Below are 24,960 nucleotides of genomic sequence, written 5' to 3'. Positions count from 1 at the left end.
CACGCTTACCGGAGATCCACATGGCCATCCTACGCACCTCCCGTTCCCGAATCGCGACCGCGGCGATCGTCACGCTCGCCGTCGTCGGCCTCGGCACGTTCGGCGCGATGCGCGTGAACGCGAACGCCCCCGAGAAAGCGGCGGCGCCGCTGCCCGAAGTCGACGTGGCGACCGTCGTGCCGCAGACCGTCACCGACTGGCAAAGCTATTCGGGCCGCCTCGAAGCGGTCGAAAAAGTCGACGTGCGCCCGCAGGTGTCGGGCACGATCGTCGCGGTGAATTTCAAGGACGGCGCGCTCGTGAAGAAGGGCGACGTGCTGTTCGTGATCGACCCGCGCCCGTACCAGGCTGAAGTCGACCGCGCCGCCGCGCAGCTCGCGGCCGCGCAGGCACGCAACGGCTATGCGCAGACCGACTGGCAGCGCGCACAGCGGCTGATCGGCGACAACGCGATCGCGAAGCGCGACTACGACGAGAAGCAGAACGCGGCGCGTGAAGCGAACGCGAACCTGAAGGCCGCCGAAGCCGCGCTGGAAACGGCGCGCATCAACCTTGGCTATACGCGCATCACCGCCCCGGTATCGGGCCGCGTGTCGCGCGCGGAAATCACGCTCGGCAACGTCGTGTCGGCCGGCGCGTCGGCCGCGCCGCTGACGACGCTGGTGTCGGTGTCGCCGATCTACGCGTCGTTCGACGCGGACGAGCAGACCTACCTGCAATACATCAACGGCGCGCGCAGCGGCCGCAAGGTGCCGGTCGAGCTCGGCCTCGCGAACGAAACCGGCTACTCGCGCAGCGGCGAGATCGATTCGGTCGACAACCGGCTCGACACGTCGTCCGGCACGATCCGCGTGCGCGCACGCTTCGACAACGCGGACGGCACGCTCGTCCCGGGCCTCTACGCACGCGTGAAGGTGGGCGGCAGCGCGCCGCACGAGGCGCTGCTCGTCGACGACGCGGCGATCAACACCGACCAGGACAAGAAGTTCGTGTTCGTCGTCGATCAGCAGGGCCGCGTGTCGTACCGCGAAGTGCAGCCGGGGATGCAGCACGGCAACCGGCGCGTGATCGTGAGCGGCCTTGCCGCCGGTGATCGCGTGGTCGTGAACGGCACGCAGCGCGTGCGCCCCGGCGCGCAGGTGAAGCCGCACATGGTCCCGATGACGGGCGGCGACGAGCCGTCCGCGCCGCTCGCGGATAACGCGAAGCCGGCCGCACCGGCGAAGGCGGATTCGTAAGCGGCGCGCCGCTTCGCATCCGCGTTCAACCAGACAGAGCAACCCATGAACATTTCCAAATTCTTTATCGACCGGCCGATCTTCGCAGGAGTCCTATCGGTGATCATCCTGCTGGGCGGGGTGATCGCGATGTTCCTGCTGCCGATTTCGGAGTATCCGGAAGTCGTGCCGCCTTCCGTGATCGTGAAGGCGCAGTACCCGGGCGCGAACCCGAAAGTGATCGCCGAGACGGTCGCGTCGCCGCTGGAAGAGCAGATCAACGGCGTCGAGGACATGCTCTACATGCAGTCGCAGGCGAACAGCGACGGCAACATGACGATCACCGTCACGTTCAAGCTCGGCACCGATCCGGACAAGGCCACGCAGCTCGTGCAGAACCGCGTGAACCAGGCGTTGCCGCGCCTGCCGGAAGACGTGCAGCGGCTCGGCATCACGACGGTGAAGAGCTCGCCGACGCTGACGATGGTGGTCCACCTGATCTCGCCGGACAACCGTTACGACATGACCTACCTGCGCAACTACGCGCTGATCAACGTGAAGGATCGCCTGTCGCGGATCCAGGGCGTCGGCCAGGTGCAGCTGTGGGGTTCGGGCGACTACGCGATGCGCGTGTGGCTCGATCCGCAGAAGGTCGCGCAGCGCGGGCTGTCGGCCGAGGACGTCGTGCAGGCGATCCGCGAGCAGAACGTGCAGGTCGCGGCCGGCGTGATCGGCGCATCGCCGTCGCTGCCCGGCACGCCGCTGCAGTTGTCGGTGAACGCGCGCGGCCGTTTGCAGACGGAAGACGAATTCGGCGACATCGTCGTGAAGACGACGCCGGACGGCGGCGTCACGCACCTGCGCGACATCGCGCGGATCCAGCTCGACGCGTCCGAATACGGTCTGCGCTCGCTGCTCGACAACAAGCCGGCCGTCGCGATGGCGATCAACCAGTCGCCGGGCGCGAACTCGCTGCAGATCTCGGACGAAGTGCGCAAGACGATGGCCGAGCTGAAGCAGGACATGCCGGCGGGCGTCGACTACAAGATCGTCTATGACCCGACGCAGTTCGTGCGCTCGTCGATCAAGGCCGTCGTGCACACGCTGCTCGAAGCGATCGCGCTGGTCGTGATCGTCGTGATCGTGTTCCTGCAGACCTGGCGCGCGTCGCTGATTCCGCTGATCGCGGTGCCGGTGTCGATCATCGGCACGTTCTCGCTGCTGCTGGCGTTCGGGTATTCGATCAACGCGTTGTCATTGTTCGGGATGGTGCTTGCGATCGGTATCGTGGTCGACGATGCGATCGTGGTCGTCGAGAACGTCGAGCGCAACATCGAGAGCGGGATGAACGCGCGGGCGGCGACCTACAAGGCGATGCAGGAAGTGAGCGGGCCGATCATCGCGATCGCGCTGACGCTCGTCGCCGTGTTCGTGCCGCTCGCGTTCATGTCGGGCCTGACCGGCCAGTTCTACAAGCAGTTCGCGATGACCATCGCGATCTCGACGGTGATTTCGGCGTTCAACTCGCTGACGCTGTCGCCGGCGCTGTCCGCGATCCTGCTGAAGGGCCATGGCGACAAGGAAGACTGGCTCACGCGCGTGATGAACCGCGTGCTCGGCGGCTTCTTCCGCGGCTTCAACAAGGTGTTCCATCGCGGCGCGGAGAACTACGGCCGCGGCGTGCGCGGCGTGCTGTCGCGCAAGACGCTGATGCTCGGCGTGTACCTCGTGCTGGTGGGCGCGACGGTGCTCGTGTCGAAGGTCGTGCCGGGCGGCTTCGTGCCCGCGCAGGACAAGGAATACCTGATCGCGTTCGCGCAGTTGCCGAACGGTGCATCGCTCGACCGCACCGAGAAGGTGATCCGCGACATGGGTTCGATCGCGCTGAAGCAGCCGGGCGTCGAGAGCGCGGTCGCGTTCCCGGGGCTGTCGGTGAACGGCTTCACGAACAGCTCGAGCGCGGGCATCGTGTTCGTCACGCTGAAGCCGTTCTCGGAACGGCACGGCAAGGCGCTGTCGGCCGGCGCGATCGCGGGTGCGCTGAACCAGCAATACAGCGCGATGAAGGATTCGTTCGTCGCCGTGTTCCCGCCGCCGCCGGTGCTCGGGCTCGGTACGCTCGGCGGGTTCAAGATGCAGATCGAGGATCGCGGCGCGGTCGGTTACGCGAAGCTGTCGGATGCGACCAACGACTTCATCAAGCGCGCGCAGCAGGCGCCTGAACTCGGCCCGTTGTTCACGAGCTACCAGATCAACGTGCCGCAGCTCAACGTCGATCTCGATCGCGTGAAGGCGAAGCAGCTCGGCGTGCCGGTGACCGACGTGTTCAACACGATGCAGGTGTATCTCGGTTCGCTGTACGTGAACGACTTCAACCGCTTCGGTCGCGTGTACCAGGTGCGCGTGCAGGCCGATGCGCCGTTCCGCCAGCGCGCGGACGACATCCTGCAACTGAAGACGCGCAACGACAAGGGCGAGATGGTGCCGCTGTCGTCGCTCGTCACGGTGACGCCGACGTTCGGCCCCGAAATGGTCGTGCGCTACAACGGCTACACGGCGGCCGACATCAACGGCGGCCCGGCGCCCGGCTTCTCGTCGGGTCAGGCGCAGGCCGCGGTCGAGCGCATCGCGCACGAAACGCTGCCGCGCGGCGTGCGGTTCGAATGGACGGACCTCACGTACCAGCAGATCCTCGCGGGCGATTCCGCGATGTACGTGTTCCCGATCAGCGTGCTGCTCGTGTTCCTCGTGCTCGCCGCGCTGTATGAAAGCCTGACGCTGCCGCTCGCGGTGATCCTGATCGTGCCGATGAGCATTCTGTCGGCGCTGACGGGCGTGTGGCTCACGCAGGGCGACAACAACATCTTCACGCAGATCGGCCTGATGGTGCTGGTGGGGCTTTCCGCGAAAAACGCGATCCTGATCGTCGAATTCGCGCGCGAGCTCGAACACGACGGCAGGACGCCGCTCGAGGCCGCGATCGAGGCGAGCCGGCTGCGGCTGCGCCCGATCCTGATGACGTCGATCGCGTTCATCATGGGTGTGGTGCCGCTCGTCACGTCGACCGGCGCCGGTTCGGAAATGCGCCATGCGATGGGTGTCGCGGTGTTCTTCGGGATGCTCGGCGTGACGCTGTTCGGGCTGATGCTGACGCCGGTGTTCTACGTCGTGCTGCGTACGCTCGCGGGCGGCAAGATCCACGTCGCCGGTAAGGATTCGGCGGGGTACGGCGTGCCGGCGCCCGATGCTTGAGGACCAGAAAATGAATAACTTGCACAACACGAACGGCTTGATGCGCTTCGCGAAGGTGGCGGCCGCGAGCACCCTGCTCGCGACGCTGCTCGCCGCGTGCGCGGTGGGCCCCGACTACAAGCGTCCGGACGCGGCGGCGCCCGCCGCGTTCAAGGAAGCGCCGACTCTCGCCGCCGGCGAGCAGGCCGGCACGTGGAAGACGGCCGAGCCGTCGGACAGCGAACATCGCGGCGAATGGTGGAAGGTGTTCGGCGACCCGGTGCTCGATTCGCTCGAGACGCAGGCGCTCGCCGCGAACCAGAACCTGAAGGCCGCGGCCGCACGGGTCGAGGAAGCGCGTGCGGCGACCCGTTCCGCGCGCTCGCAATGGTTCCCGCAGATCGGCGCCGGGTTCGGGCCGACGCGCGAGGGGCTGTCGTCGGCGTCGCAGTTCCAGCCGCAGGGCACCGGCCCGACCAACGCGACGCTGTGGCGCGCGCAGGGCACGGTATCGTACGAGGCCGACCTATTCGGCCGCGTCGGTCGCAACGTCGAGGCGTCGCGTGCCGACCAGGCGCAGAGCGAAGCGCTGTTCCGCTCGGTGCAGCTCGCGCTGCAGGCCGACGTCGCGCAGAACTACTTCGAACTGCGCCAGCTCGATTCGGATCAGGACCTGTACCGCCGCACGGTGGAGTTGCGCGAGCAGGCGCTGAAGCTCGTGCAGCGTCGCTTCAACGAAGGCGACATCAGCGAGCTCGACGTGTCGCGCGCGAAGAACGAACTGGCGAGCGCGCAGGCCGATGCGGTCGGCGTCGCGCGCCGGCGCGCGGCGTCCGAGCATGCGCTGGCCATTCTGCTCGGCAAGGCTCCGGCCGATTTCGCGTTCAAGGAAACGCCGATCGTGCCGGTCGCGGTGAAGATTCCGCCGGGCCTGCCGTCCGCGCTGCTCGAACGGCGCCCGGACGTGGCGGCGGCCGAGCGCGCGATGGCGGCCGCGAACGCACGGATCGGGCTCGCGAAGTCGGCGTATTTCCCGAAGCTCGATATCACCGGGGCGTTCGGGTATGAAGCGTCGACGCTCGGCAACCTGTTCCTGTGGTCGAGCCGCACGTTCCTGCTCGGGCCGTTCGCCGGCACCGCGCTGACGCTGCCGCTGTTCGACGGCGGGCGACGTGCCGCCGGTGTGCAGCAGGCGCGCGCGCAGTACGACGAGCAGGTCGCGAACTACCGGCAGCAGGTGCTCGTCGCGTTCCGCGAGGTCGAGGACAATCTTGCCGACCTGCGCCTGCTCGATGACCAGATCCGCGCGCAGGATGCGGCCGTCAACGCGTCGCGTCGGGCGGCGACGTTGTCGCGGACGCAGTATCAGGAAGGCGAGGTCGCGTATCTCGACGTGATCGACAGCGAGCGGTCGGTGTTGCAGTCGCAACTGCAGGCGAACCAGTTGACGGGGGCGCAGGCGGTGTCGACCGTCAACCTCATTCGCGCGCTCGGCGGCGGTTGGGGCCCGGCGCCGACGGCGGTCGGCGATGCGGGGGCCGTCAGGGCTGACATGGCTGCGCGGTGAGTGCGCACGGCGGGCGATGCGTCGCTCGCCGGCAGTGAAGCGAAGAACCCCGGCATGCAGGCTCAGGTCTGCATGCCGGGGTTTTTTATGGCGTCAGGCGTTTTCGTTCATCGTCAGGATGATCTTGCCGACGTTCACGGCCGACTCCATCCGTCGATGAGCCGCCGCGGCATTTGCGAGCGGAAACACGCTGTCGACAACCGGCTCGAGGCCCGCGCCACCCGCGAAGCGCTCCAGCCAATGCTCGCGAAATCGCCGAACCATCGCGTGTTTCTCGCGCGGGTCGCGCGACTTCATCACCGTGCCGATGATTTGCAGATGGCGGTACAGAATCTGATCGAGCGCAACGCTCACGTCGCCGCCGCCGCCGAGTATGCCGACCTGCACCAGCCGGCCGCCGTTGGCCAATGACGCGACATTCCGCGAAAAATACGGCGCGCCCACGAAGTCGATAACGATGTCGACCCCGCGTTTGCCTGTCCTGCTTGCGACGACTTCCGAAAAATCCTGCGCGTTGTAGTCGATCGCATGGTCCACGCCGAGTTGAACGATCCGTTCCAGTTTCGAGGCGTCGGCGGTCGCGAATATCGTCGCGCCGGTTGCGTAGGCGAGCTGGACCGCTGCGGAACCGACCCCGCCCGCCGCCGCGTGAATCAGCACCGAATCGCCGCGCTGCAAGCGGCCCAGATGCAACAACGCTTCGTGTGCGGTGACGAAGACTTCCGGTATGGCAGCCGCGTGCACGTAGTCGATCTGTGCGGGAATGGGCATCGCCATTCTCCAGTCGATGCGCGCCAGTTCCGCATAGGCCCCGCCGCCCACGACGCCCATTACACGATCCCCCACCTTGTAGCCCTGCACGGCGCTTCCGGTCTCGATCACCTCGCCGGCGATTTCGAGCCCCATGAGGGTGGAGTCGCCGAAATTCGGCTGGCCGTATCCGCCTCGCCGATGGGTCAGATCCGCGCGATTCACGCCCGCGGCATGCACGCGTACCAGCAGATCGTCGGGGCGAACCTCGGGTGCCTGGACTTCGGCCAGCTGGAGAACTTCGGCCTCGCCGAATTCCTTGAATGTGATGGCTTTCATTTCATGCCTTCCTGCGTCGTAGCTGAATTACCGGCGAGATCGTCGGACCGGGGTTGCGCGCCCAGCGTTGCCTGCGCCACGGCGGACGCGGAGATTGCCGCGGGAAACCCGGCATAGAACGCGAGGTGAGTGATTGCCGCGGAGAGCGCTTCGCGGGTGACGCCGTTCGCCAACGCGCGCCGCAGGTGCGCCGGCAATTCGTCGAGATGGCCCCCCGCGATCAGGGCGGCGACGGTCACGAGGCTGCGGTCGCGCGGCGCGAGCGCCGGATCGCTCCAGATGCGCGGATAGAGCGTGTCGTCGACGAATGCCGCGAGCGTCGGCGTGAAGGCCCGCGCGGCCTCGCGCGGACTGTCGAAATGCGTATGAGACATGGCGATACTCCTTCAAGCCTGGCTGATGAACTTGTGCGTGAGGTAGTACTCGATGCCCTCGGTGCCGCCTTCCGAGCCGTGGCCGCTTTCCTTCATGCCGCCAAACGGCAGTTCGGTCGACACGATGCGGTACTGGTTGATGCCGATCATGCCGGCTTCGAGACCGTCTGCGACATCAATGGCCGTGCGCGCGCTGCGCGTGAACGCATAGGCGGAGAGCCCGTAGGGCAACCGGTTCGCTTCGGCGAGCCCGTCGGCGAGGGCGTCGAAGCGCAGCAGCAGCGCGATCGGGCCGAACGGTTCTTCGTGCATCACGCGCGCATCCTTCGGTACGTCGGCGAGGATGGTGGGTTCGAAGAAATATCCTTCGCCCTCGATGCGCTTTCCGCCGGCGAGGACCGTTGCGCCGCGTTCCACCGCATCGGCGATGAGTTCTTCCATCTTGGCAAGCTGGCGCGGATTGGCCAGCGGCCCGACCTGCGTGCCGGCGTCCAGGCCATTCCCGACCTTGAGGGCCAGGGTCGCGCGCACGAAGTGCCCGACGAACGTGTCGTAGACTTCGCGCTGGATCAGGAAGCGCGTCGACGAGATGCAGACCTGGCCCGTGCCGCGAAAGCGATTCGCCGCACCGTCGACCGCGGCCTTCTCGACATCCGCATCGTTGAATACGAGGACGGGCCCGTGGCCGCCCAGCTCCAGCGTGATGGGTTTGACGCCTTCGGCGGCGCGTGCCGACAGCAGGCGGCCGATCGGCACCGAGCCCGTGAACGTCACCTTCCGGATGACCGGGGAAGCGATCAGATGCTTCGACACCTGGTCGGGCACGCCGAATACGACTTGAAGCACGCCCTTCGGCAAACCGGCGTCATCCAGTGCGCGTGCCAGCGCGAGCGCCGTTGCGGGGCTTTCCTCGCCGGGTTTGATGATGACGCTGCATCCGGCGGCGAGTGCGGCGGAGAGCTTGCGCGCCGGGGTGATCGCGGGAAAATTCCACGGCGTGAATGCGGCGACCGGCCCGATCGCCTGTTTCTTCACGAGCTGTTGCACGCCCGGGCGGTTGGATGGCACCACGCGGCCGTCGATACGGCGCGCCTCTTCGGCGAACCATTCGAAATAGTCGGCGGCGCGCAGGACTTCGTCGCGGCTTTCTGCCAGTGGTTTGCCTTCCTCGAGCGTCATGACGGTAGCGATGTGCTCGGCGCGCTCGCGCATCAGTTCCGCCCCACGCTTCAGGATGCGTGCGCGTTCGGCTGGCACGGTGTTGCGCCAGACGTCAAAAGCCGATGCGGTGGCCTGCAGCGCGCGATCCAGATCGGCTGCCGTCGCCAGTGGGACGCGCCCGATCTCGATTTGCGTGGCCGGGTTGATCACCGGCGCCGTTTCGCGTTCGCTCGCAGCGATCCATTCGCCGTTGATGAAAAGATGAAGTGCGTCGTAATGGATGTCCATGGTAGTCACCTTTATGATTAGGATTGCGATTCAATGTGTGTTCGCCTCGAGCCCGACAGGGAAACCTGCGCCACGCCGTCTCTGGATGATTCGCCGTGGCGGGCCAAGCTCGGGTTCGATACGTCCGCGTTCTGATTGCCTGACTTCGGGACCCAGTCTAGGCGTGAAGCGGCCCGCAACTTAGAGGGGCCGGAAAGAATGAATCTTGTCTCGGGAGAGAAAATCCCCGGCCAATGTGAAAGCGTGTTGAAAGGATGCGCAAAAACGACAGAGGATTGCGCGCTGCCTGCGCGAAACGAGCGCGGGCCCTATGATCAACGGGCTCGCGAGGGCCGATACGCGGCGATGCGGCGATCAATTCAAAACCAGGGTGCGTAATGGACAAGGTTCACACCATGTCGGTGTTTGCGAAGGTGGTCGAGATGGGCAGTTTCACGGCTGTCGCAAACCACCTCGATACGACGGTCGGCAACATTTCCCGAGCGGTCTCGGTACTCGAGGACAATCTCAACACCCGGTTGCTGCAGCGTTCGACGCGACGGCTCGTCGTCACCGATGCGGGGCGACGGTTTTACGAGCGCAGCGTGGCGATCCTCTCGGACATCGAACGGGCAGAAGCGGAAGCGCGCGATGCGCTGCTGGAGCCGCGTGGCGTATTGCGCGTGCATGCGGTGCCGGGATTGGGCCGTCAGCTCGTTTCGCAAGCCGTGCTGGCCTATCGGAACGCATATCCGGAAGTATCGGTCGATCTCATGCTGTCGCAGCGGATGCCGAACCTGCTCGAAGAGCAACTCGACGTGGCGATCGTGATTGCGCGCACGCTGCCGGACTCGGCGTATGTGAGCCAGAAGATCGGCGTCAGCCATTGCATTCTGGCGGCGTCGCCCGATTATCTGGCACGTCGTCCGGCTCCCGCGTGTGTGGAAGACCTCGTCGATCACACATGTGTGCGCCTGAGCACGGTCGATTACGCGCCGGACGAATGGCGTCTGCAAGGCAGGGCCGGCGAGGCGGTGTATCGTCCAGCGGGGTCGCACTTCAGCGTCAACGACATGGATGCGATGTCCACGGTGCTGCGCGAGGGCGCGGGGATCGGGCTGATCGCCGCCTTCTCGGCAATCGACGATTTGCGTCAAGGCTCGCTCGTTCGCGTCCTGCCCGAATTTCACACCGCTCAGCGCAACGTTTATGCGGTGTATTCGTCCCGTCAGTTCGTCGACGCGAAGATCAAACGGTTCATCGATGTCCTGAAGGTGCGGGTAGGCGACCGGTTGGCGGCGTATGCGGAGGAACTCGCTATCACGGTCGTATGATCCGTCTCATGGTCGGGCAGGTCTAGGGATCGACCGGGAATGCGTTTCTGGCGCCGAACGTGCGCGGCGGCCCGGTGATCGCAACTAACGGTCAATCCGTCGCGTGTTGACGGACGGTGCGGCGACGCCATCGCCGCACCGCTCAATGCGGACCGTCTTCAGCCCGCAGCGCCCGCACGAGTTCCCCGGCGGCCTTGCCGAGTCCCGTATATTTCGGCCGCCGCAAATACACAGGTAGCGGCAGCCCGTTGCGAATGTTCGCGAACACGAGCGGCGCGAGTTCGCCGTCGGCCACATACCGGCCGATGATCGATTCCGGCAAGTTCGCCCAGCCATGCCCGGCCTTCACGAGCGCGATCACGGTCGCCATGTCGGTCACCTTCCACGTGCGGTTGCCGATCAGCGGCCGCACGTCGGTGAGCGGCCGCTCCGGATCGGCGATCACGATCTGCCGGAACCCCGACAACCGCTCGATCGCCTCCGGATGCGCGGCCTCGGCAATCGCAGGATGATCGGGCGCGGCGACCGCGATCAACGTCTCGGTCCACAGCGCGTGAATCCGTTCCTGAGGATGAAGATCGAGCCCGCCGTACGCGACGCAAAGATCGACGGCGCCGCGATGCAGCGCATCGACGATCGCATCCTGCGGCGCGGTGACGACGCTGACCGCGAGTGCCGGATATTTCGCGGCGACGGCGGTCAGCGCGCGGGCAATCGGCGCGCCGTCGATTTCGGCCGCGAGCCCGAGCCGCAGCGTGTCCTCGACCCCTTCTGACAAGTGCTGCGCATGCGCACGCAGCGCATGCAGCCGTTCGGCGATCGCGCGCGCGTCGGGCAGCAGCGCGGCCATCGCGGCGGTCGGCGTCGGCTCGCGCGAGCCGCGATCGAACAGCACGAGGTCGAGTTCGGCCTCGAGGTTCGCGATCGCCATGCTGACCGCCGACGGCGTGCGGCCGAGCGCACGCGCGGCCGCCGAGAACGAGCCTTTGTCGATGACCGTCAGCAGCATGTCGATGTGGTCGCTGGTCAGCATGGTCCGCCGCCTCCTGTCAGAAAAATTGAAAGGTCCTGACTTTTGCGGACGCAGTGCCCGCTGTAGTCTCGCCACCTTGTTCGAAACGAAGGTGGTCGGTCATGCAAGGATGGAAGAGACGCATAGTCTACGTCGTGCTGTTCGAGGTACTCGGCATCCTCGTCGCATCGTCGGTGCTCGGCATGCTGAGCGGCGCGAGCGCGGCGGCGAGCGGTCTGCTCGGCGTGATGATCTCGACGACGGGCGTCACCGTCAATTTTCTGTACAACCTCGGGTTCGAGGCGTGGGAGCGGCGGCGCACCGAAACGACGCGCACCGTCGGGCGACGTGTCGTGCATGCGATCGGGTTTCAGGTCGCGCTCGTGACGTTCCTGATCCCGCTGATCGCGTGGTGGCTCGACGTGTCGTTATGGCAGGCTTTCCTGTACGACGCGGTGCTGATCGTGTTCTTCCCGATCTTCACGTTCACGTACAACTGGGCGTTCGACAGCGTGTTCGGGTTGCCGGACGCGGTGACGCGCAAGGCAGCGTCGGGGGCGTGACGCAGCGGGATGCGAAACGACGCGGACCGCCCGCGCCGTTTCGCTTCTGCAAGAGAGAGGAAGACGGGTGGCGCGCATGCCGCCCGCTCGCGTTACGCGGCGACGAACTCGTGCACGTAACGGTTGAACACCGCGGGGCTCGCCGCATTCATCCCGTGCGATGCACCGGCGACGGTTTGCCGCTGCGCATTGCCGATCCACTGCGACAGCGTATCGACGTTGTGGCGGAACATCTTCGGGCTGCGCTGGCCGTCGATCAGCAGCGTGCGGCACGCGATATCGCCGGCCGTGTGCTGCGAATACGCGGGCAGCGGGTCGCGCAGCTGCTTCGGCAGCGTGCTTGCATTGTCGATCGCCATCGTGCGGAAGCGCGACGTGCTCTTCTTCCATGCGCCGGGGAGGCTCACGGAATCGACGAACATCTCGAGGCCGGCTTCCACTTCGCCTCGATCGATCAGGTTCACGGCCGTCGTGCGCAGCGCGAGTGCGGCGGCCGGCAGCGCGGCTTCGCGTACGCCCGGCTGCTGGAGCGGGCCGCCCGGATCGGCGAGCGTCAGCGATTCGACGAGGTGCGGATGCTGCCGCGCGACGTTGAACGCGACGCTGCCGCCGCGCGAATGGCCGACCAGATGCACGGGGCCAAGATCGAGCGCGTCGATGAATTCGGCGAGCTCGTCGACGTGGTTCTGCCAGCTGAACTCGTCCTGGATGCCCGCTTCGACGGCCGGCCAGTAGTGGCTCAGGCTCGGCGCGATGCAGCGGTAGTGGGCCGACAGCGCCGCGAGTTGCGGATCCCAGTAGCGGTAGTCGCACAGCGAGCCGTGCACGAACACCATCGGCGCACCGCTGCCCCGCTCGACATACGGCAGGCTGATGCCTGACGAAAGCGTCGCAAATTGCAGGTCGGGGTTCGCGAGCACGGACGGCTCGATTCGCATGTTCATGACTGAAAGACTCAAAGGTGCGTCAACACGACGCAACTATGCATCACGGCGACCTGCAAGGAAAACGCATAATTTTCATCGTGACGATCAATTTTATTGATGGCTGCGCCGGAAACCCTTGTCGGAGCGTGGTCATGCGCCCAAGCCTTCAATCGTCTGACGATTGAGTGCGACGTGGAAAGGGCATGCGGCGGCGTGCGCGCACGCGTCTTTACGTAGAGAAAGGGAAGGGGGCGCGTCAGCGCACCGCCAGCGCGGGCGCGGTCCGAAGCTCGACGGGCAGATCGTTGTCGGCCGCGAACTGCATCGCGAACTCGAACGCATCCGCACACACGGCCCGCAATTCGTCGGACACGAACAGGCATTTGACGCTGCCGTCGACGACCGGCATCGCGAGCCGCGACAGCGCGCACGGATAGCCGGACCGCCGTTCGCCGACGAACAGCGTGATGACGCCCGCGAGCCGCTCGGGCCAGTCGCTCGGGCGGAAGGTTTTCTGCGCGCGCGTGACGCCGCGGATCAGGTGGCCGGCGATACGACCGTGTTCGGTGATGTCGATGCGATCCATGCTGTGGTGCGTGTCCTCGTGCGCGTCATTCGCCGCCGTCGGCCGCCGCGTCGCCGCGCGCGGGAATCCGCAGGTTGCGCAGCTTGTGATAGAGCGTTTTCTTCGGCATGCCGAGCGCGTCGCTCGCGTCCGCGACGTTGCCGTTGTGACGCCGCAGCATGTCCTCGATCAGCATCCGTTCGAAATACGCGAGCTGTTCCGCGAGCGTGCTGCCGGCCGTCGGCGCGCCGCCGGACGACAGCAGGCTGTCGCCGGTCAGCCCGAGCACGAAGCGGTCGGCCACGTTCTGCAGTTCGCGCACGTTGCCGGGCCACGCATGCGTCATCAGTTCGGATACCTGCGCGGCGGTGACGACCGGCGCAGGCTGCCCGAAGCGCCGCGCGGCCGCGAGCACGAAATGCTCGAACAGCAGCGGCACGTCCTCGCGCCGCTCGCGCAGCGGCGGCAGCTCGATCTGCGCGACGTTGAGGCGATACAGCAAGTCCGCACGGAAACGTCCGTCGACCGCGAGTTCGGCGAGATCGGCCTTCGACGCGGCCACCACGCGGCAGTCGACCGGAATCAGGTCGTTCGCGCCGAGCCGTTCGACCACGCGCTCCTGCAGCACGCGCAGCATCTTGACCTGCAGCGCGATCGGCATCGTCTCGATCTCGTCGAGGAACAACGTGCCGCCGTCCGCCCATTCGATCTTGCCGATCCGCTTCTTGATCGCGCCGGTGAACGCGCCGGCCTCGTGGCCGAACAGCTCGCTTTCGAACACCTGCTCGGGCAGGCCGCCGCAGTTCAGCGCGACGAAATGCGCGTCGCGCCGGCTGCCGAAGTCGTGCAGGCTGCGCGCGATCAGCTCCTTGCCGGTGCCGGTCTCGCCGGTGATCAGCACCGACACCGACGTATCGGCGAGGCGCAGGATCTTCTTGCGCACGTCGGCCATCGCGGGCGACTTGCCGAGCACGAACGCCTCGATGCCCTGCCAGTTGTTCAGCGCGGCGCGCAAGCCCTGTACCTCGAGCGTCAGGCGACGCTTCTCGACCGCGCGCGCGACGCGGCCGGCGATCACGTCCGACGAAAACGGCTTCTCGATGAAGTCGTACGCGCCGACCTGCATCGCGCCGACGGCCGTCGAGATGTCCGCATGGCCGCTGATCAGCACGACCGGGATCTGCGCGTCGATGGCCATCACGCGGTCGAGCAGCTGCAGCCCGTCGATGCCCGGCATCCGCACGTCCGACACGATCACCACCGGCGCGCCGGGCGCGACGTGCGCGAGCGCGTCGGCGGCCGACGCGAACGCGTCGACCGGGAACCCGGCGAGCGCGACGGCCTGCTCGACGCCGATCCGGACGTTCTCATCGTCCTCGACGACCAGCACGCGAATCTCATCTTCCATGCTCTGTCCTTTGTTGCGGCATCGCCGCCGCGAATTCGATGGTGAACTGCGCGCCGCCTTCGTCGCGGTTCGTCGCGGCGATCTTCGCGCCGAACGCCTCGACGATGCGCGACGTGATCGCGAGGCCGAGCCCGAGGCCCTGGCCGCGCGGCTTGGTCGTGACGAACGGCTCGAACAGGTGCGGCAGCACGTCGGGCGCGATGCCGGCGCCGCTGTCGGCCACCGTGAAGCGCACGCGGCCGTCGTCGTCCGGGCCGGCCGCGTCGATGACGATGCGGCGCACCGGCGCGTCGTGCACCGCGTCGAGCGCGTTGCCGAGCAGGTTCACGATCACCTGCTGCAACTGGCTCGATTCGGCCGAGACCGTCGTGCCGGGCGCGATGTTCACGTCGAGCCGCACGCCTTCGTCGCGAATTCGCGCATCGTAGATGAGCCGCGCATGCGCGACGGCCTCGTTCAGCGACACGGCGACGCGCTCGACGTCGGGCTTGCGCGCGAAGGTCTTCAGCTCTCCGGTGAGCACGGCCATGCCGTCGACCAGCTTGCCGACCCGTTCGAGGTTCGCGAGCGCCGGCGCCGGCTGGCCGCGTTCGAAGAACGTGCGTGCGTTGTCGCACAACGTGCGGATCGCGACGAGCGGCTGGTTCAGTTCGTGCGTGAGGCCGGCGGCCATCTGCCCGAGCACCGCGAGCTTGCCCGCGTGCACGACTTCCTGCTGCGAATCGCGCAGCCGCTGCTCGGTGCGCTCGCGCTCGACGATCTCGCGCTGCATCCGCTCGTTCGCGGCGGTCAGCGCGGCCGTGCGCTGCGCGACCGTCAGTTCGAGCCGGTCGTTCGCGCGGCGCAGCGCGTCCTGCGCGCTCAGCCGCGCGAGGATCGCCCGGCGGCGCTGGATCGCATAGCCGACCAGCAGCGCGACGATCAGGAACGCGCCGGTGACGAACACGAACGCCGTCTGCTGCTGGCGCCGCGCGCCGGCGATGTCGAGCAGCACCATCAACGAATCGCCGCCCTGCGGCGCGGGGCGCGACATCACGAGATAGCGCGTGGTGCGGCCGGCGTGGCGCGGATCGGGGAAGGTGCCGAACCACGCGGCCGAACTGCGGTCGCCGATGCGGCGATAGAGCAGCGCGTCGACGGTGCGGCCCGCGTACTGGCGCGACGCCTGGATGTCGCGCTGCTGCTGCGCGGTGATCGGGCGCAGCGCGGTGAATTTCCACGCGGGCTCGGTCGAGATCACGACCACGCCGTTGCCGTCGACGACCAGCGCGGCGACGCCCGGCGCGCGCCACGCCGATTCGAGCGGGTCGACGCTGATCTTCACGGCGGCCACGCCGATCGGCGCGCCGTCGCTGCGCACCGCGCTCGCGAAGTAGACGCCCGGCACGCCGGTGTTGGTCCCGATGCCGAAGAAGCGGCCGCTGCCGCGCGCGAGCGCGTCCTTGAAGTACGGTCGGTACGACACGTTGGTGCCGACGAAGCTGATCGTCTCGTTCCAGTTGCTCGCGGCGATCACGTCGCCTTGCAGATCGATCACGTCGACCGCGCCGCTGCCCGCGTCGCGATTCACGGCTTCGAGGTAGGTGTTCACCGCATGCACGAGCGCGGGGGCATCGTTCGGCGCGGCTTTCAGCATCGCGCGCACGCCGTCCTGCCGCGCGACCAGGCCGGGCAGAATCTCGAAGCGGCCGAGCTCGCTTTTCAGGCTCGACGCGTACAGGTCGAGCCGGTGCGCGCCGGCTTCCTCGAGCGCGTCGATCGCGCGTTCCCATGCGAAATCGACGGCCGCGCCGGCCACGCCGACATACAGCACCGCGGCCGATGCCCAGCCCCACCACGGGATTCCCTTGAAGCTCTTCTGCACGTTCGCCCTCATCGAAGCCGCAACCGGCCGTCCGCAACCGGCCGTCCGCAACCGGCCGTCCGCAATCGCCCGCCCGCAATCGCCCGCCCGGAACGACGCGCGCCGCGCGCCGGCAGGGCCGGCGGCGGCGCGTGCGAAGCAGCCGGCGCGACGGTGCGCGCGGCCGCGCGTTATCCGAAGTGCGCGACCAGGATCAGCGTCACCGTGACGACGATCGCGCCGCCGATGCGGGTGGCGATCTGCGCGAACGGCATCAGCTGCATCCGGTTCGCGGCGGTCAGGATCGCGACGTCGCCGGTGCCGCCTTGCCCGCTGTGGCAGGCGTTCACGATTGCGGTGTCGATAGGGTACATCTTCAGCAGGCGGCCGACCACGAAACCGGTGCCCATCAGCGTCGCGACGGTCGACACGATCGTGACCACGTTGACGATCGTGAACGCGGCGGTCAGCTTGTCCCACGGCGTCATCGCGACGCCGATCGCGAACAGCAGCGGATACGTGACGGCGGTCGAGAAGAACTTGTAGACGACGAACGCGCCTTCCTGCAGCGGCGGCGACACCGCGCGCGCGAGCTTCACCAGCACCGCGAGGAACAGCATCGCGACCGGCGCGGGAAGGCCGAACAGCTTGTGCGCCATCAGGCCGATGAGATACAGCGTGATCGCGGTGATGCCGGCGCCCGCGATGTGCGTGACGTCGACGTGGCCGCGGATCTCCTCGCTTTGCGGCGCCATGTCGCCGCTTTCGCCGACCTGCAGGCGGCCGTTGCCGGTCAGGTGCGGCAGGCGCTTGCCGAGCATGTCGAGCGCGCCCGACAGGATGATCGCGGTCAGGCTGCCGAGCATCACCGGCGGCAGCACCATCGCGAACATCTCGCCTTGCGGCAGGTGCATCAGTTCCGAATAGCCGATCGACAGCGGAATCGCGCCTTCGCCGACGCCGCCCGCCATGATCGGCACGACGATGTACAGCAGCGTGTGGCGCGCGCCGAGGCCGAGCGCGGTGCCGACCGCCGTGCCGACGATCGCCGCGGCGACCGAACCGGCCGCGAGCGGAATGAAGATCTTCACGAAGCCCTGGATCAGCACGCGGCGGTCCATGCTCAGGATGCTGCCGACGATGATCGACGCGATGAACAGGTACAGGAAGTTGGTCGACTTCGTGAATTCGACCGTCAGGTTCAGCACCGGCTTCGGCAGCACGTGGTAGTACGTGAGCGCCGACGGCACGAAGGTCGCGAAGATCGCCGCCGCGCCGATGTTGCGCAGGAGCGGCAGGCGCTTGCCGAGTTCGGCGCAGGTGAAGCCGAAGAACGCGAGCACGGCGATCGCCATCGAGATTTCGCCGGGCACCTTGCCCGTCACCGCGAAGCCGACGATCAGCCCGAACAGGATCACGTAGACAGGCAGCGGGATGATGCCGATGCGGATTTCCATCAGCTTCCACCAGCCTTCCGGCCAGAAGCGTTCGCGCGTGGCGGGACCGGCTGCGGCAATCGGCTCGGGATGGGACGGGGTATGGATAGAGGTCTGCAAGACGTGTCTCCTGATGTTTGGAATGCCTGCATCGCTTCGCGGCATCGTGTGCCGTCTATTACGCAACCCCCGTGCCAGAATTCCGGCCTGCCGGAGTATTTCCAATCCATTGATTCGTAAGGGATTTGTTTCGTCTGCGGAAAGGGTTTTCCACGCGGGCTGGCCGAAATTTCGGAATTCCCGCGGCCATGAGGCCGAGATTTCGGCCTCGTGGCGGCCCGGGCGCCTGCCATGCCAGCCGCCCGCCGTACCGCCCGCCATATCGCCGCGCGCGATTTTCTTCGCACAATCGCTTCGTAGACCGCCTTCCCGCCGCTCTCTATCATCGGCTGATCTTTTTCCGATGCGACGACGACTGTCCGGAGAACGCCCGCGCGTTCGCCGCGGCTTCGCTCATCCGTCGATACCGTCTTTGGACAGGAGAGTGGTTCCCATGCTGCATCCCGTGTTTTCCGCCCGCTTTTCCGCCGGCCGAGTGGCCCGCCTCGCCCGCCTGCTGACGGCCGCGCTGCTCGGCGTCGTGCTGCTGAACGGCGCGCGCGCCGACACCGCGCCGCTGAAGGTCGGCATCTCGACCAGCCCGCAGATCGAGGCGCTGAAGATCGCCGCGAAGGAGGCGAAGGAGCAGGGCCTCGACGTGAAGATCGTCGAATTCACCGACTGGAATACGCCGAACGCGGCGCTCGCGAACAAGGACATCGACGTCAACTACTTCCAGCACATCCCGTTTCTCGAAAACGCGAAGAAGCAGGGCGGCTACAACTTCATCTCGATCGCGCCCGGCACGATCATGAAGATCGGCCTCTATTCGAAGAAGGTGAAAAGCTTCGCCGAGCTGAAGGATGGCGCGCGCGTCGCGATCGCGAACGATCCGGTCAACGGCGGGCGCGGGCTGTTGCTGCTGCAGCGCGCGGGGCTCATCACGCTGAAGCCGGGCGCAGACTACCGCGCGACGACGCACGACATCGTCGCCAACCCGAAGCACCTGAAGATCATCCCGCTCGAAGCGTCGCAGCTCGCGCGCTCGCTCGACGACGTCGATCTCGCGCAGGGTTATCCGAGCTTCATCAAGCTGGCCGGCACGACCGACCCGAACAGCGCGCTGCTGTTCGACGGCACCGAGAACAAGAACTTCGCGATCCAGTGGGTCGTGCGACCGGAGAGCGCGAACGATCCGCGCATCCGCAAGTTCATCTCGATCTACCAGCATTCGCCGGCGGTGCGCCGTGCGCTCGACAACGCGTTCGGCTCGCTGTACGCGATCGCGTGGTGACGGAGGCGGCATGACGACGGCGAACCGCAAGAAGATCCTGCTCAACGCGTTCAACATGAACTGCGTCGGGCACATCAACCACGGGCTGTGGACGCATCCGCGCGACCGCTCCGCGCACTACACCGACCTCGACTACTGGGCCGATCTCGCGAAGACGCTCGAACGCGGCAAGTTCGACGGGATCTTTCTCGCGGACATCGTCGGCGTGTACGACGTGTTCGGCGGCGGGCCCGAGGCCGCACTGCGCGAATCGGTGCAGGTGCCCGTCAACGATCCGCTGCTGCTCGTGCCCGCGATGGCGCAGGTTACGCGGCATCTCGGCTTCGGTGTGACCGCGAACCTGACCTACGAGCCGCCGTACCTGTTCGCGCGCCGCATGTCGACGCTCGATCATCTGACGAAAGGGCGCGTGGGCTGGAACATCGTCACCGGCTACCTCGACAGCGCCGCGCGCGGGATGGGCCTCGCGCAGCAGATCGGCCACGACGACCGCTACGAGCGCGCCGACGATTACATGGACGTCGTCTACAAGCTGTGGGAACAGAGCTGGGACGACGACGCGGTGATCCGCGACACGCAGGCGCGCGTGTTCGCGCAGCCGGGCAAGGTGCGGCGCGTGAAGCACGACGGGCCGTTCTATTCGATCGATGCGATCCATCTGAGCGAACCGTCGCTGCAACGCACGCCGGTGCTGTACCAGGCCGGCTCGTCCGCGCGCGGCGTCGAGTTCGCGGGCCGTCACGCGGAATGCGTGTTCGTGAACGGGCAGAGCAAGGCCGCGGCGCGCGCGGCGGCGCTCGACATCCGCGCGGCCGCCGCGCGGCAGGGGCGCGACCCGGCGTCGATCAAGATCTTTGCCGGTGTGAGCGTCGTGACGGCCGAGACCGAATTGCTCGCCCGCGAGAAGTTCGACGAGTACCGGCGCTATGCAAGCCCCGAAGCCGGCCTCGCGCATTTCGCGAGCTCGACCGGCATCGATTTCGCGAAGTACGGCCTCGACGAGCCGATCTCGTATGTGAAGACCGATTCGATCCAGTCGGCCGTCGACGCGATCTCGCGCAAGAGCACGACCGGCACGTGGACCGTGCGCCGGATGCTCGAACAGATGTCGCTGGGCGGCCGCTATGCGCCGATCGTCGGTTCGCCGTCGCAGGTCGCGGACGAACTGCAGGCATGGATCGACGAGACCGGCATCGACGGCTTCAACCTGACGCGCACCGTGATGCCCGAGTCGTTCGAGGATTTCGTCGACTGGGTCGTGCCCGAGCTGCAGAACCGCGGCGTCTACAAGGAAGACTACGATCCCGCGCCGACGCTGCGCGAGAAGCTGTTCGGCGCAGGCCCGCGCCTGCCCGCCTGGCACACCGGCGCGCAGCACCGGCCGGCGGCCGCCGCCGAACCTGCGCATCCCGCGCATGCCTGAACGTGACGGAGCGAAGCGATGACGCAATTGTTCGATACGCTGGGTTTCATCGAGGCATCGGCCGTGCGCGCCGGCGCCGGCGTCGATGCAACCGCGCATGAGGGAACGGCCGTGCCGGCCGGCGGCGCGGCCGTGTCGCTGGAGCAGGTCGGCAAGGTATTCGCGACGCCGCGCGGCCACGCCGCCGCGCTGCGCGACGTGACGCTCGACGTGCGGCGCGGCGAGGTGTTCGGCATCATCGGCCGCAGCGGCGCCGGCAAGTCGACGCTGCTACGGCTCCTGAACGGCCTCGAACGGCCGAGTTCGGGCCGCGTGCGCGTGCAGGGCGTCGACGTCGGCGCGCTCGACGAGGATGGCCTCGTCGCGTTGCGGCGCCGCACCGGCATGGTGTTCCAGCATTTCAACCTGCTGTCCGCGAAGACGGTGTTCGAGAACGTCGCGCTGCCGCTGAAGATCGCCGGCGTGCCGAAGGCCGAGCGCGTGCGCAAGGTCGAGGCGCTGCTCGATCTCGTCGGGCTCGCCGCGAAGCGCGACGCGTATCCGGCGAGCCTGTCGGGCGGGCAGAAGCAGCGCGTTGGCATCGCGCGGGCCCTCGTGCACGATCCGGAGGTGCTGCTGTGCGACGAAGCGACGTCGGCGCTCGATCCGGAAACCACGCAATCGATCCTCGCGCTGCTCGCGGACATCAACCGTCGTCTCGGGCTGACGATCGTGCTGATCACGCACGAGATGGAAGTGATCCGCGCGGTGTGCGACACGGTCGCGGTGATCGAACAGGGCGAAGTCGTCGAAGCCGGCCCGGTGTGGCGCGTGTTCGGCGATCCGCGCCACGGCGCGACGCGCGCGCTGCTGAGTACGCTGCAGCACGATCTGCCGGCCGAACTGGCCGCGCGCGTGCGGCCGCTGCCCGAGCAGGCCGCGCTGCCCGACGGCGCGCAGATCGTGCTCGACGTCCGCTACACGGGCGAGAGCGGCGGCGAGCCGGACGTCGGCGCGCTTGCGGCGGCGCTCGGCGGCTCCGTGCGGTTCCTGCACGGCGGCATCGAGAGCATCCAGGGGCATGCGCAGGGGCGGCTCGTGATCGCCGCGACGCCGCGTGCGGATGACGCCGGCCCGGTCGCCGCGCTGCTCGAACGCGCGCGCCGCCATGCGAATCACGCGGAGGTGCTCGGCTATGTTTGAGCTCTGGTGGCCCGAATTGCTCGACGCGATCCGCGACACGCTGTCGATGGTCGCCGCGTCGGCCGCGATTGCGGCGCTGATCGGCATCCCGCTCGCGGTGATCCTCGTGACCACCGCGCCCGGCGGCATCTACGCGCGGCGCGGCGTAAACGCGGTGCTCGGCGCGCTCGTCAACGTGTTCCGCTCGACGCCGTTCATCATCCTGCTCGTCGCGCTGCTGCCGTTCACGCGCATCCTGATCGGCACGACGATCGGCGTGTGGGCGGCCGTCGTGCCGCTGTCGATCGCCGCGATCCCGTTCTTCGCGCGCATCGCCGAAGTGAGCCTGCGCGAAGTCGATCGCGGGCTGATCGAGGCCGCGCTCGCGATGGGCGCGAAACGCCGCCACATCGTGTGGCACGTGCTGCTGCCCGAAGCGCTGCCCGGCATGCTCGGCGGCTTCACGATCACCGTCGTCGCGCTGATCGGCTCGACCGCGATGGCGGGCGCCGTCGGCGCGGGCGGCCTCGGCGATCTCGCGATCCGCTATGGCTATCAACGTTTCGACACGACCGTCATGGCGACCGTGATCGTAATCCTGATCGCACTCGTTTCGGCCGTGCAAATCACGGGCGACCGCCTGGTCCGACGCGTGACCCGGCGAACCTGAGCGACGCCACGAGCGTCCGCTCGCTTCATTCCTGATCCTGAGAGAAAAACCATGACCTTGCCCATCGGCGCGCCACGCGAATGGAACGGACAATTCGAGGAAACGCTGTTTCTGGAGGTGGCGCGACGCCATCGTCCGGACTTCCCCGACAAAGCGGCGACGCCGCCGCGCGAGCCGCGCAACGGCGACGAGCTGGCCGCCGTCGCCGACTACTACACGAAGATGGCGTCGCACGACCTGTTCATCGTGCAGGTCGTCGCGAAGGCGATCGACACGCTGTTCCGCGACGATCCGCATTTCCAGCTGATCCTGTCGCGCCAGCTCGGCGACGACGGCGCGCACGCGGTGATCGGCCGTGAGCGCGTGACCGAACTGACGGGGCGCGATCCGCTGCCGGAAGTCGACCGGCTCGTCGCCGCGCACTGGGCGCGCATCGGCGATATCGCGGTGCGCGACGTCGCGGGCTTTCTCGCGTTCGAATGGCATTACGAGCTGCACATCCTCGCGAAGCTGTGGATTCAGCGCAAGACCGGCCGCATCGGCGACGGCGCGATGCGCGAGCACGGCGAGAACCGGATTCGCCCGGACGAGGAATGGCATCGCGTGCAGATCGTCCAGTGGTGGTTCGACACGCTGCAGGCGCTGCCGGCGGCCGAGCGCGACGCGCTGATCGATCGCGTGATCGCGGCCGACGAGGAAACCCAGGCGCGACTCGACGGCTATCTGCACGACGAGTACGCACATACCGCACTGGTATTCGGCGCGGATATCGCCGAATATCGTGCGATCTACGACGACTGGCGGCGCGAGATCCTGTCGCGGCTGACCGGCCGCCAGCTTGGCGCGCTCGTACCGCTGTCGGGCGAAACCGTTGAACAGGAAGCTGTCGCATGAACGATCCACGCGGCCCGGCGACGCTGGCGCCGGATACCGATACACCGGCCGTCGACCGCCCCGCGCTCGCGCGCGCGATCGATGCGCTGCGCGTGAGCGCCGCCGAGCGCGACCGCGCCGGTGGTCACGCCGGGCAGGAGAAGCAGTGGCTCGCCGACGCGGGCCTGCTGACGCTCGCGGTGCCGCGTGCGTTCGGCGGGCAGGAAGCGGCGTGGCCCGCGATCTACGACGTCATCCGGCAGGTCGCGCGGGTCGACAGCGCGCTCGCGCATCTCGTCGGCTTCCAGTGCCTGCAGGTGGTGAGCGTCGACGTGTGGGGCAGCGCCGCGCAGCGCGAGCGCTATCTGCGCGGCACGGTCGACGGGCGCTGGTGGTGGGGCAACGCGGTCAATCCGCTCGACACGCGGCTCGTCGCCACGGCGACGCCCGACGGCGGCTACCGGCTCGACGGCGTGAAGGGTTTCTGTTCCGGCACGCGCGGCTCGCAGCGGATGACTGTGTCCGCGCACGATCCGGCGATCGGCCGCACCGTGTTCGGCGTGGTGCCGACCGATCGGGCCGGAATCACGGTCAACGACGACTGGGATCCGGTCGGCCAGCGTCAGACCGACAGCGGCAGCGTGCGTTTCGACGGCGTGACGCTCGCGCCGGACGAAGTGCTGCACCGTTCCGAGACTGCTCCGACGCCGCGCGCGACGCTGCGCACGCTCGTGTCGCAGCTCGTGCTGACGAACCTGTTCGTCGGCCTGGCGGAAGGCGCGCTGGCCGAGGCGCGCGACTACGTGCGGCAGCATGGCCGCCCGTGGATTCACTCGGGCGTCGAGCGGGCCGAGGACGATCCGTACACGCTGCAGCGCTTCGGCGACATGCGCGTGCGCGCGATCGCCGCGGCGGCGCTGGCCGATCGCGCGGCCAGCGCGTTGCAGTACGCGTGGGCACGGCAGGATGCGCTGACGGCCGACGAACGCGCCGAAGTCGCGCTCGCGGTATCGGAAGCGAAGATCGTCGCGCAGCGCGCGGCACTCGACAACGGCGAGGCGCTGTTCGACGCATGCGGCGCACGCGCGACGGCCGCGTCGCTGGGCCTCGACCGCTTCTGGCGGAACGCGCGCACGCATACGCTGCATGACCCGCTCGACTACCGGCTGCGCGACGTGGGCCGGTTCGCGCTGACCGCGGAATTGCCGCCGGCGTCGCTCTATACGTAAATACGCAGCAGGGCGGTGCCGGCTCGGCGCCGCGCGCTGGGACGAGCGCGTCGGCGATGCACGGCAGGAACTCGTGCTGATCGGCATGGACATGGACGAGCCGGCGTTGCGCGCGCGCTTCGACGCGTGTCTGCTGACTGACGCCGAAATGGCCGCCGTCCCCCAACACTGGACCACGTGGGACAACCCGTTTCGCGACGGGGCCTGACGTGAACGCG

21 protein-coding genes are annotated in these 24,960 nt (G+C 67.5%); 12 read left to right on the top strand and 9 right to left on the bottom strand.

Going from position 1 to position 24,960, the window contains the following annotated elements:
- Nucleotides 1–20 precede the first annotated feature (20 nt).
- Genes ceoA through opcM form a run of 3 tightly spaced genes read left to right on the top strand, consistent with a single transcriptional unit; the run spans nucleotide 21 to nucleotide 6,015 of the window.
- Nucleotides 21–1,238 (top strand): multidrug efflux RND transporter periplasmic adaptor subunit CeoA, encoded by a 1,218-nt coding sequence (gene ceoA, locus CFB81_RS26825; protein WP_050017333.1) that lies wholly within the window; start codon nucleotides 21–23, stop codon nucleotides 1,236–1,238.
- A gap of 45 nt (nucleotides 1,239–1,283) precedes the next feature.
- Nucleotides 1,284–4,469, top strand: a complete 3,186-nt coding sequence (gene ceoB / locus CFB81_RS26820; protein ID WP_069621522.1) for a multidrug efflux RND transporter permease subunit CeoB — start codon at nucleotides 1,284–1,286, stop codon at nucleotides 4,467–4,469.
- 10 nt (nucleotides 4,470–4,479) lie between these two features.
- Complete coding sequence (gene opcM / locus CFB81_RS26815; RefSeq protein ID WP_089437514.1) at nucleotides 4,480–6,015, top strand: multidrug efflux transporter outer membrane subunit OpcM; 1,536 nt, start codon at nucleotides 4,480–4,482, stop codon at nucleotides 6,013–6,015.
- Between the two features lie 93 nt (nucleotides 6,016–6,108).
- Here the strand turns inward: opcM and CFB81_RS26810 are convergent, their stop codons facing one another.
- Genes CFB81_RS26810 through CFB81_RS26800 form a run of 3 tightly spaced genes read right to left on the bottom strand, consistent with a single transcriptional unit; the run spans nucleotide 6,109 to nucleotide 8,927 of the window.
- Nucleotides 6,109–7,104, bottom strand: a complete 996-nt coding sequence (locus tag CFB81_RS26810) for an NAD(P)H-quinone oxidoreductase (protein ID WP_089437177.1) — start codon at nucleotides 7,102–7,104, stop codon at nucleotides 6,109–6,111.
- A complete protein-coding gene (locus tag CFB81_RS26805; protein ID WP_069621520.1) occupies nucleotides 7,101–7,478 on the bottom strand; it encodes a carboxymuconolactone decarboxylase family protein in 378 nt (125 codons plus the stop codon). Before CFB81_RS26805 ends, CFB81_RS26810 begins: the two co-directional genes overlap by 4 nt.
- 12 nt (nucleotides 7,479–7,490) lie before the next feature.
- A complete protein-coding gene (locus CFB81_RS26800) occupies nucleotides 7,491–8,927 on the bottom strand; it encodes an NAD-dependent succinate-semialdehyde dehydrogenase (protein WP_089437176.1) in 1,437 nt (478 codons plus the stop codon).
- 377 nt (nucleotides 8,928–9,304) lie between these two features.
- Here CFB81_RS26800 and CFB81_RS26795 point away from each other — a divergent pair, with 377 nt between their 5' ends.
- The gene (locus CFB81_RS26795) at nucleotides 9,305–10,240 is read left to right on the top strand and encodes a LysR family transcriptional regulator (RefSeq protein WP_069621518.1); all 936 of its coding nucleotides are present in this window, start codon (nucleotides 9,305–9,307) and stop codon (nucleotides 10,238–10,240) included.
- Between the two features lie 142 nt (nucleotides 10,241–10,382).
- Here CFB81_RS26795 and CFB81_RS26790 read toward each other — a convergent pair whose 3' ends face one another.
- Entirely contained in the window at nucleotides 10,383–11,273 is an 891-nt protein-coding gene (locus CFB81_RS26790) for a LysR family transcriptional regulator (RefSeq protein WP_089437175.1), read from the bottom strand.
- Nucleotides 11,274–11,374: 101 nt separating this feature from the next.
- Here CFB81_RS26790 and CFB81_RS26785 point away from each other — a divergent pair, with 101 nt between their 5' ends.
- On the top strand, nucleotides 11,375–11,815 hold the full coding sequence (locus CFB81_RS26785; protein WP_089437174.1) for a PACE efflux transporter: 441 nt from the start codon (nucleotides 11,375–11,377) through the stop codon (nucleotides 11,813–11,815).
- Nucleotides 11,816–11,907: 92 nt separating this feature from the next.
- On the opposite strand, the gene CFB81_RS26780 is transcribed toward CFB81_RS26785, so the two are convergent.
- The 5 genes from CFB81_RS26780 to CFB81_RS26760 all read right to left on the bottom strand — a co-directional run bounded on the left by CFB81_RS26780 (nucleotide 11,908) and on the right by CFB81_RS26760 (nucleotide 18,113).
- Entirely contained in the window at nucleotides 11,908–12,759 is an 852-nt protein-coding gene (locus CFB81_RS26780; protein ID WP_069621515.1) for an alpha/beta fold hydrolase, read from the bottom strand.
- A 238-nt stretch (nucleotides 12,760–12,997) separates the two neighbouring features.
- Nucleotides 12,998–13,327 (bottom strand): DUF3579 domain-containing protein, encoded by a 330-nt coding sequence (locus CFB81_RS26775; protein ID WP_089437173.1) that lies wholly within the window; start codon nucleotides 13,325–13,327, stop codon nucleotides 12,998–13,000.
- A gap of 25 nt (nucleotides 13,328–13,352) precedes the next feature.
- Nucleotides 13,353–14,714: a sigma-54 dependent transcriptional regulator gene (locus CFB81_RS26770; protein ID WP_089437172.1), complete on the bottom strand. Its 1,362-nt coding sequence runs from the start codon at nucleotides 14,712–14,714 to the stop codon at nucleotides 13,353–13,355.
- Entirely contained in the window at nucleotides 14,704–16,590 is a 1,887-nt protein-coding gene (locus CFB81_RS26765) for an ATP-binding protein (protein WP_089437171.1), read from the bottom strand. Before CFB81_RS26765 ends, CFB81_RS26770 begins: the two co-directional genes overlap by 11 nt.
- Before the next feature lie 158 nt (nucleotides 16,591–16,748).
- Nucleotides 16,749–18,113, bottom strand: a complete 1,365-nt coding sequence (locus CFB81_RS26760) for a 2-hydroxycarboxylate transporter family protein (protein WP_089437170.1) — start codon at nucleotides 18,111–18,113, stop codon at nucleotides 16,749–16,751.
- A 433-nt stretch (nucleotides 18,114–18,546) separates the two neighbouring features.
- On the opposite strand from CFB81_RS26760, the gene CFB81_RS26755 reads away from it, so the two are divergent.
- The 7 genes from CFB81_RS26755 to CFB81_RS26725 are packed head-to-tail and all read left to right on the top strand — an operon-like array spanning nucleotide 18,547 to nucleotide 24,950.
- On the top strand, nucleotides 18,547–19,386 hold the full coding sequence (locus tag CFB81_RS26755; RefSeq protein WP_074805377.1) for a MetQ/NlpA family ABC transporter substrate-binding protein: 840 nt from the start codon (nucleotides 18,547–18,549) through the stop codon (nucleotides 19,384–19,386).
- Between the two features lie 10 nt (nucleotides 19,387–19,396).
- Nucleotides 19,397–20,809, top strand: a complete 1,413-nt coding sequence (locus tag CFB81_RS26750) for an LLM class flavin-dependent oxidoreductase (protein WP_069621510.1) — start codon at nucleotides 19,397–19,399, stop codon at nucleotides 20,807–20,809.
- Between the two features lie 18 nt (nucleotides 20,810–20,827).
- The gene (locus tag CFB81_RS26745; RefSeq protein ID WP_089437169.1) at nucleotides 20,828–21,991 is read left to right on the top strand and encodes a methionine ABC transporter ATP-binding protein; all 1,164 of its coding nucleotides are present in this window, start codon (nucleotides 20,828–20,830) and stop codon (nucleotides 21,989–21,991) included.
- Nucleotides 21,984–22,640: a methionine ABC transporter permease gene (locus CFB81_RS26740; RefSeq protein WP_050017321.1), complete on the top strand. Its 657-nt coding sequence runs from the start codon at nucleotides 21,984–21,986 to the stop codon at nucleotides 22,638–22,640. Before CFB81_RS26745 ends, CFB81_RS26740 begins: the two co-directional genes overlap by 8 nt.
- Before the next feature lie 51 nt (nucleotides 22,641–22,691).
- On the top strand, nucleotides 22,692–23,534 hold the full coding sequence (locus CFB81_RS26735; protein WP_069621508.1) for a hypothetical protein: 843 nt from the start codon (nucleotides 22,692–22,694) through the stop codon (nucleotides 23,532–23,534).
- On the top strand, nucleotides 23,531–24,742 hold the full coding sequence (locus CFB81_RS26730; protein ID WP_179236073.1) for an acyl-CoA dehydrogenase family protein: 1,212 nt from the start codon (nucleotides 23,531–23,533) through the stop codon (nucleotides 24,740–24,742). The genes CFB81_RS26735 and CFB81_RS26730 overlap by 4 nt, the downstream gene beginning before the upstream one ends.
- Nucleotides 24,735–24,950: a GTP-binding protein gene (locus tag CFB81_RS26725; RefSeq protein ID WP_256976370.1), complete on the top strand. Its 216-nt coding sequence runs from the start codon at nucleotides 24,735–24,737 to the stop codon at nucleotides 24,948–24,950. The genes CFB81_RS26730 and CFB81_RS26725 overlap by 8 nt, the downstream gene beginning before the upstream one ends.
- Nucleotides 24,951–24,960 lie beyond the last annotated feature (10 nt).

The organism is Burkholderia sp. AU28863 (genome assembly GCF_002223195.1).
GTDB classification, from domain to species: Bacteria; Pseudomonadota; Gammaproteobacteria; order Burkholderiales; family Burkholderiaceae; genus Burkholderia; species Burkholderia sola.
The sequence above is the reverse complement of the archived record's forward strand: the minus strand, read 5'-3'. Positions and strand labels throughout refer to the sequence as shown.

What these genes read in the sequence shown, in the direction of transcription:
- CFB81_RS26800 (WP_089437176.1), bottom strand. Translation starts at nt 8,927, where the DNA reads ATGGACATCCATTACGACGCACTTCATCTTTTCATCAACGGCGAATGG.
- CFB81_RS26795 (WP_069621518.1), top strand. Translation starts at nt 9,305, where the DNA reads ATGGACAAGGTTCACACCATGTCGGTGTTTGCGAAGGTGGTCGAGATG.
- CFB81_RS26755 (WP_074805377.1), top strand. Translation starts at nt 18,547, where the DNA reads ATGCTGCATCCCGTGTTTTCCGCCCGCTTTTCCGCCGGCCGAGTGGCC.
- CFB81_RS26730 (WP_179236073.1), top strand. Translation starts at nt 23,531, where the DNA reads ATGAACGATCCACGCGGCCCGGCGACGCTGGCGCCGGATACCGATACA.
- ceoB (WP_069621522.1), top strand. Translation starts at nt 1,284, where the DNA reads ATGAACATTTCCAAATTCTTTATCGACCGGCCGATCTTCGCAGGAGTC.
- CFB81_RS26745 (WP_089437169.1), top strand. Translation starts at nt 20,828, where the DNA reads ATGACGCAATTGTTCGATACGCTGGGTTTCATCGAGGCATCGGCCGTG.
- CFB81_RS26810 (WP_089437177.1), bottom strand. Translation starts at nt 7,104, where the DNA reads ATGAAAGCCATCACATTCAAGGAATTCGGCGAGGCCGAAGTTCTCCAG.
- opcM (WP_089437514.1), top strand. Translation starts at nt 4,480, where the DNA reads ATGAATAACTTGCACAACACGAACGGCTTGATGCGCTTCGCGAAGGTG.
- CFB81_RS26785 (WP_089437174.1), top strand. Translation starts at nt 11,375, where the DNA reads ATGCAAGGATGGAAGAGACGCATAGTCTACGTCGTGCTGTTCGAGGTA.
- CFB81_RS26770 (WP_089437172.1), bottom strand. Translation starts at nt 14,714, where the DNA reads ATGGAAGATGAGATTCGCGTGCTGGTCGTCGAGGACGATGAGAACGTC.
- CFB81_RS26775 (WP_089437173.1), bottom strand. Translation starts at nt 13,327, where the DNA reads ATGGATCGCATCGACATCACCGAACACGGTCGTATCGCCGGCCACCTG.
- CFB81_RS26790 (WP_089437175.1), bottom strand. Translation starts at nt 11,273, where the DNA reads ATGCTGACCAGCGACCACATCGACATGCTGCTGACGGTCATCGACAAA.
- ceoA (WP_050017333.1), top strand. Translation starts at nt 21, where the DNA reads ATGGCCATCCTACGCACCTCCCGTTCCCGAATCGCGACCGCGGCGATC.
- CFB81_RS26750 (WP_069621510.1), top strand. Translation starts at nt 19,397, where the DNA reads ATGACGACGGCGAACCGCAAGAAGATCCTGCTCAACGCGTTCAACATG.
- CFB81_RS26740 (WP_050017321.1), top strand. Translation starts at nt 21,984, where the DNA reads ATGTTTGAGCTCTGGTGGCCCGAATTGCTCGACGCGATCCGCGACACG.
- CFB81_RS26735 (WP_069621508.1), top strand. Translation starts at nt 22,692, where the DNA reads ATGACCTTGCCCATCGGCGCGCCACGCGAATGGAACGGACAATTCGAG.
- CFB81_RS26780 (WP_069621515.1), bottom strand. Translation starts at nt 12,759, where the DNA reads ATGAACATGCGAATCGAGCCGTCCGTGCTCGCGAACCCCGACCTGCAA.
- CFB81_RS26805 (WP_069621520.1), bottom strand. Translation starts at nt 7,478, where the DNA reads ATGTCTCATACGCATTTCGACAGTCCGCGCGAGGCCGCGCGGGCCTTC.
- CFB81_RS26765 (WP_089437171.1), bottom strand. Translation starts at nt 16,590, where the DNA reads ATGAGGGCGAACGTGCAGAAGAGCTTCAAGGGAATCCCGTGGTGGGGC.